Below are 6,242 nucleotides of genomic sequence, written 5' to 3'. Positions count from 1 at the left end.
CCGCGCCAAGGACGTGCTCGGCCGCGTCTACGAGTACTTCCTCTCGCAGTTCGCGAGCGCCGAGGGCAAGAAGGGCGGCGAGTTCTACACGCCGCGCTGCGTGGTCAAGCTCCTCGTCGAAATGCTCGAGCCCTACCGCGGCCGCGTTTACGACCCGTGCTGCGGCTCGTCGGGCATGTTCGTGCAATCGGTGGAGTTCATCCGCGCGCACGCCAAGGGGAACGGCAACGGCGGCAAGGCGAAGGCGGACATCTCGATCTACGGCCAGGAGTCGAACTACACCACCTGGCGGCTCGCCAAGATGAACCTCGCCATCCGCGGCATCGACGGCCAGATCGCGCACGGCGACACCTTCCACAACGACCGCCACCCTGACCTCAAGGCCGACTTCATCCTCGCCAACCCGCCGTTCAACGTCTCCGACTGGGGCGGCGAGCGCCTGCAGGGCGACAAGCGCTGGCAGTACGGCGCGCCACCTGCCGGCAACGCCAACTTCGCCTGGGTGCAGCACATCGTGCATCACCTCGCGCCCGCGGGTGTCGCGGGCTTCGTGCTCGCCAACGGCTCGATGTCGTCGAACCAGTCGGGCGAGGGCGAGATCCGCAAGGCCCTGATCGAAGCCGGCCTCGTGGACTGCATGGTGGCGCTGCCGGGCCAGCTCTTCTACTCGACGCAGATCCCCGCGTGCCTGTGGTTCCTCGCGCGCGACCGCAGGAACGGCAAGTTCCGCGATCGTCGCAGCCAATTGCTCTTCATCGACGCCCGCAAGCTCGGCCGCATGGTGGACCGCACCCACCGCGAGCTGACCGACGAGGACGTCGCGCGCATCGCCGCGACCTACCACGCCTGGCGCGGCGAGCAGGAGGCGGGCGAGTACGCCGACGTGCCCGGCTACTGCAAGAGCGCGGCGCTCGACGAGGTGCGCAAGCACGGCCACGTGCTCACGCCCGGCCGCTACGTCGGCGCCGAGGCGCAGGAGGACGATGGCGAGCAGTTCGAGGAGAAGATGAAGCGGCTCGTCGCGACGCTGCGCGAGCAGCAGGCCGAGGCTGCGAAGCTGGATGCCGCCATCGCCGCCAACCTGAAGGAGCTCGGGTATGGCGGGTAAGTGGGCTGAGACGACGCTCGGACGCTTGCTGTCGTTCGCGAATGGCCGCTCAAGTCCAGAGCGAGCAGACGGCCTGCCCTATCCGGTCTACGGCTCAAACGGCGTGATCGGGCGTGCCGCCGCACCCAATTCAGATGCGGGTTCGATCGTGATCGGGCGCGTAGGCAGCTACTGCGGCTCCCTTTACCTCAGCAAGGAGCGCTGCTGGGTAACGGATAACGCGATTCGCGCAACAGCGCTCGATGACAACGATTCGCGGTTCTTGTTCTACCTGCTTGGAACGCTCAGCCTGAACAACTGGCGTGCCGGCTCCGGGCAACCACTGCTGAATCAGGACATCCTGAGTCGGATTCCCGCTGCGGTTCCCGAACCAGTGGAACAACGCGCCATCGCCCACATCCTCGGCACGCTGGACGACAAGATCGCGCTGAACCGGCGGATGAGCGAGACGCTGGAGGCGATGGCGCGGGCACTCTTCAAGTCGTGGTTCGTGGACTTCGACCCAGTCCGCGCCAAGGCCCAAGGGCGCGACCCCGGCCTCCCCAAGCCCCTCGCCGACCTCTTCCCCGCCCGCCTCGTCGACTCCGAACTCGGCGAGATTCCGGAGGGGTGGGAGTGGGGCACATTCGACGCCGTGGTCGAGCTACGCAGGGAGACCGAAAATCCCCTGGAGTCGCCGGACGTGGCGTTCCGTCACTTCAGCATCCCAGCCTACGACGAGGGACAGTGGCCGAAGCACGAAGTCGGCGAGAGCATCAAGAGCCTGAAAGCTCGCGTTCCGGCCGGGGTCGTGCTGCTCTCGAAACTGAATCCCGAGATCGAGCGAGTATGGCTCGTCGACGTTCAGCCGGGGGATCGCGCGATCTGCTCGACAGAGTTTCTGGTGCTCGTTCCGCGTCCACCGCATGGACGATCCCACGTGTACTGCCTTGCACGCTCCCAATCGTTCAGACAGGAACTCGAAGGCCTCGTCACGGGAACGTCGAAAAGCCATCAGAGAGCGCAGGCGGCCGCAATTCTCGGGCTGGCAGTCGTCCGACCGCCCGAATCACTCCTGAGGCGATTCGAGCAGGCGGCGGAGCCGCTCCTCGCGCGGACACTCGAATGCAGACGCGAATCCCGCACCCTCGCTGCTCTGCGTGACGCGCTGCTGCCCAAGCTCATCTCGGGCGAGATTCGCATCGGGGATGCCGAGAAGTTCATCGGGAGGGCTGTCTGATGGCGGCTCCCGCACCTGCTGCTCCGTTCGTCATGCACGGTTCGCGCGAGGCGTTCGCGGCCGGGCTGACGCACATCGAGGAGCAGGTGCGGAGCATCGAGCAGGCCGTGGTGGAGAATCCTGCCCTCGCTTTCGACCTGGCGCGGACGCTGGTCGAGACGGCGTGCCGGACGATCCTCGGCGAACGCAAGGTCGCCTTCAGCGAAGACGACGACCTGCCTAGGCTCTTCAAGACCGCGAGCAACCACCTGCCGTTTTTGCCGCTCACGGCGAGCGGCGAAGCGGCGACAGGCGACAGCCTGAGGCGCACGCTCAGCGGGCTGAGCACGGCTATCCAGGGCATCTGCGAACTGCGCAATCAGTGCGGCTTCGCTTCTCACGGGTCGGACAAGCCGCGTCCGGCGATGGAGTCGGTGCAGGCGCTGATGGCGGCCGAGGCGGCCGACACCATCGTCGGGTTCCTGCACCGCGTCCACCGGCAGGACCGCACGCCGCTGCCCTCGCCCCGCTCGCTGTACGACGAACACGAGGCGTTCAACGATTCCGTCGACGAGGCGCACGGCCCGGTCCGCATCTTCGAAATCGAGTTCCGGGCCAGCGAAGTCCTCTTCCAGATGGAGCCGGAGAGCTACCGCATCTACGCGGCCGAGTTCGACGAGAACAGTGAGGACGCAGAGGTCGGCGCGGTGGCTCCATCGGAGGCGGCACCATGACGGAACGCGGTGTCACCGAATCCGTCGTCGAGCAGGCCGCCCTCGCCTGGCTGGAGGCCGCGGGCTGGCGCATCGCGCACGGCCCCGACATCGCACCGGACATGCCAGCCGCCGAGCGGCGCGACTACGGCGAGGTGGTGCTCGCGCAGCGGCTGCGCGATGCGTTGGCCCGGCTCAACCCCGCGCTGCCACCCGAGGCGCTGGAGGATGCGTTCCGCAAGCTCACGCGGCCCGAGGGCGCAGACCTGCTCCAGCGTAATCGCGCGCTGCATCGGCTGCTCGTGAACGGCGTGACGGTCGAGTACCGCACGCCCGAGGGCGAGCTGCGCGGCGCGCAGGCGCGGGTGATCGACTTCGACGAGCCCGGTGCCAACGACTGGCTCGCTGTCAATCAGTTCAGCGTCACGGAGAACAAGCACAGCCGCCGACCGGACGTGGTGCTGCTCGTGAACGGCCTGCCGCTGGCGGTGCTGGAACTCAAGAACGCGGCGGACGAGAACGCGACGATCTGGTCCGCCTTCCAGCAGCTCCAGACCTACCAGGCCGAGATCCCGGCGCTCTTCGCGTCGAACGGCGTGCTAGTCGTCTCCGACGGCGTCGAGGCTCGGGTCGGAGCGCTCGGCGCCGGGCGGGAGTGGTTCAAGCCATGGCGCACCATCGCCGGTGACGCACTGGCCGACAGCCACATGCCTGAGCTGCAAGTGGTGATCGAGGGCGTGTTCGCGCCGCGCCGCTTCCTCGATCTGGTGCGCGACTTCCTCGTCTTCGAGGACGACGGCAGCGGGCGGCTGGTCAAGAAGCTGGCAGGTTACCACCAGTTCCACGCGGTGCAGGTGGCCGTGGGCGAGACGCTGCGCGCCGCCGAGCTGGCCCGTGCGGATCGGGTGGCCGAGGGGACCGGGCGCTACGAGGCGGGGCGCAAGCCCGGCGGCAAGCCAGGCGACCGCCGCGTGGGCGTGGTCTGGCACACGCAGGGTTCGGGCAAGAGCCTGACGATGGCCTTCTACGCCGGTCGCATCGTCCGCGAGCCGGCGATGGAGAACCCGACGATCGTGGTGCTCACCGACCGCAACGACCTCGACGACCAGCTCTTCGGCACCTTCTCGCGCTGCCAGGACCTGCTGCGCCAGCCGCCGGTGCAGGCCGAATCCCGGGCGCACCTGCGAGACTTGCTCTCGGTGGCGGCGGGGGGCGTAGTTTTCACGACCATCCACAAGTTCTTCCCCGAGGAGGCGGGCGACCGGCACCCAACGCTCTCGGACCGCCGCAACATCGTGGTGATCGCCGACGAGGCGCACCGCAGCCAATACGATTTCATCGACGGCTACGCGCGCCACATGCGCGACGCCCTGCCGCACGCCTCGTTCATCGGCTTCACCGGCACGCCGATCGAGCTGCAGGACGCGAACACGCGCGCGGTATTCGGTGACTACATCAGCGTCTACGACATCCAGCGCGCCGTCCAGGACGGGGCGACGGTGCCGATCTACTACGAGAGCCGGCTGGCGAAGCTGGCTCTCGACGAGGGAGAGCGGCCGAAGATCGACCCGGACTTCGAGGAGGCCACCGAGGGCGAGGAGGTCGAGCGCAAGGAGAAGCTCAAGACCAAGTGGGCGCAGCTGGAAGCAGTGGTTGGCGCCGGGAAGCGGCTTGAACTCGTGGCGCACGATATCGTCGAGCACTTCGAGAAGCGCCTTGAGGCGATGGACGGCAAGGCGATGATCGTGTGCATGAGCCGGCGCATTTGCGTTGACCTGTACCACGCGATTGCCAGGTTGCGGCCACAATGGGCGGCCACCGAGGACGATGCGGGAGCCATCAAGGTCGTGATGACGGGGTCGGCGTCAGACCCCGTGGATTGGCAGCAGCACATCCGTAACAAGCCGCGGCGCGAAACGCTCGCCAATCGCTTTCGTGACTCGGGCGATTCGCTTCGCATGGTGCTGGTGCGGGACATGTGGCTGACCGGTTTCGACGCGCCGAGCCTGCACACCATGTACATTGACAAGCCGATGCGCGGGCACGGTCTCATGCAGGCCATCGCGCGCGTGAACCGCGTGTTCAAAGACAAGCCTGGCGGGCTGGTGGTGGACTACCTGGGTCTCGCGCAGGAACTGAAGCAGGCGCTGGCCACCTACACCGAGAGCGGCGGCACCGGGCGCACGGCGCTCGACCAGGACGAGGCGGTCGCCCTGATGCTGGAGAAGTTCGAGGTCTGCTGCGGCCTCTTTCACGGCTTCGACCGCTCGAAGTGGACGACCGGCACGCCGGCGGAGCGATTGGGCCTGCTGCCCGCAGCGCAGGAACACATCCTGGCGCAGGAGCGCGGCAAGGAGCGCTGCATTAGCGCGGTGCGCGAGCTGTCGCAGGCCTTCGCGCTGGCGGTACCGCACGCCGAAGCACTGCGCATCCGTGACGACGTGGCGTTCTTTCAGGCGGTGCAGGCTGTGCTCGCCAAGCGCGCGCCCGGCGAGGCGCGTCCGGAGGAGGACATCGAGCAAGCCGTGCGGCAGATCATCTCGCGTGCGGTCGCTCCGGAAGGAGTCGTGGACATCTTCGCGGCCGCCGGGCTCCAGAAGCCCGACATCTCGATTCTCTCCGACGAATTCCTGGCCGAAGTGCGCGGCATGCCGCAGCGGAACCTCGCGGTCGAGCTGCTGCAGAAACTGCTCAAAGGCGAGGTCGCGAGCCGGCGTCGTAAGAACCTCGTGCAGGCGCGCTCGTTCGCCGAGATGCTGGAGCAGACCATCCGCCGCTACCAGAATCGGGCGATCGAAGCCGCGCAGGTGATCGAGGAGCTGATCGCGCTGGCGAGAGAAATGCGCGAAGCGAACGAGCGCGGCGAGACGCTGGGTCTGTCGGAGGACGAGCTGGCCTTCTACGACGCGCTGGAGACGAACGACAGCGCGGTGAAGGTCCTGGGCGACGACACTTTGCGGGCGATCGCACGCGAGCTGGTCGAGACGGTGCGCAGGAACGTCACCATCGACTGGACTCTGCGCGAGAACGTGCGCGCCCAGCTTCGCGTCCTGGTCAAGCGCATCCTGCGCAAGCACGGCTACCCGCCGGACAAGCAGGAGAAGGCGACGCAGACGGTTCTGGAGCAGGCGGCGCTGCTGTCCGGGGAATGGGCGGCCGCATGAGATGGGCGTCTAACAACAGCATGCAGCTGACGGCGCTTCGCGCCGCCGCTGATGCTGGG

Annotated in this window: 4 protein-coding genes; all 4 read left to right on the top strand. The window is 67.5% G+C overall.

From position 1 onward, the window contains the following. On the top strand, positions 1–1,108 hold a 1,108-nt coding region (locus IT293_09945; GenBank protein ID MCC6764973.1), incomplete at its 5' end, for an SAM-dependent methyltransferase. After that, entirely contained in the window at positions 1,098–2,327 is a 1,230-nt protein-coding gene (locus IT293_09940) for a restriction endonuclease subunit S (GenBank protein ID MCC6764972.1), read from the top strand. The genes IT293_09945 and IT293_09940, both read left to right, overlap by 11 nt. Next, positions 2,327–3,040, top strand: coding sequence for an abortive infection family protein (locus IT293_09935; protein ID MCC6764971.1), 714 nt, complete (start codon positions 2,327–2,329; stop codon positions 3,038–3,040). Before IT293_09940 ends, IT293_09935 begins: the two co-directional genes overlap by 1 nt. Continuing rightward, complete coding sequence (locus tag IT293_09930) at positions 3,037–6,183, top strand: type I restriction endonuclease subunit R (protein ID MCC6764970.1); 3,147 nt, start codon at positions 3,037–3,039, stop codon at positions 6,181–6,183. The genes IT293_09935 and IT293_09930 overlap by 4 nt, the downstream gene beginning before the upstream one ends. Positions 6,184–6,242: the final 59 nt, after the last annotated feature.

Source organism: Deltaproteobacteria bacterium, assembly GCA_020848745.1.
Lineage (GTDB): Bacteria > Desulfobacterota > Binatia > UTPRO1 > UTPRO1 > UTPRO1.
This window is presented reverse-complemented; position numbering and strand designations above follow the sequence as displayed.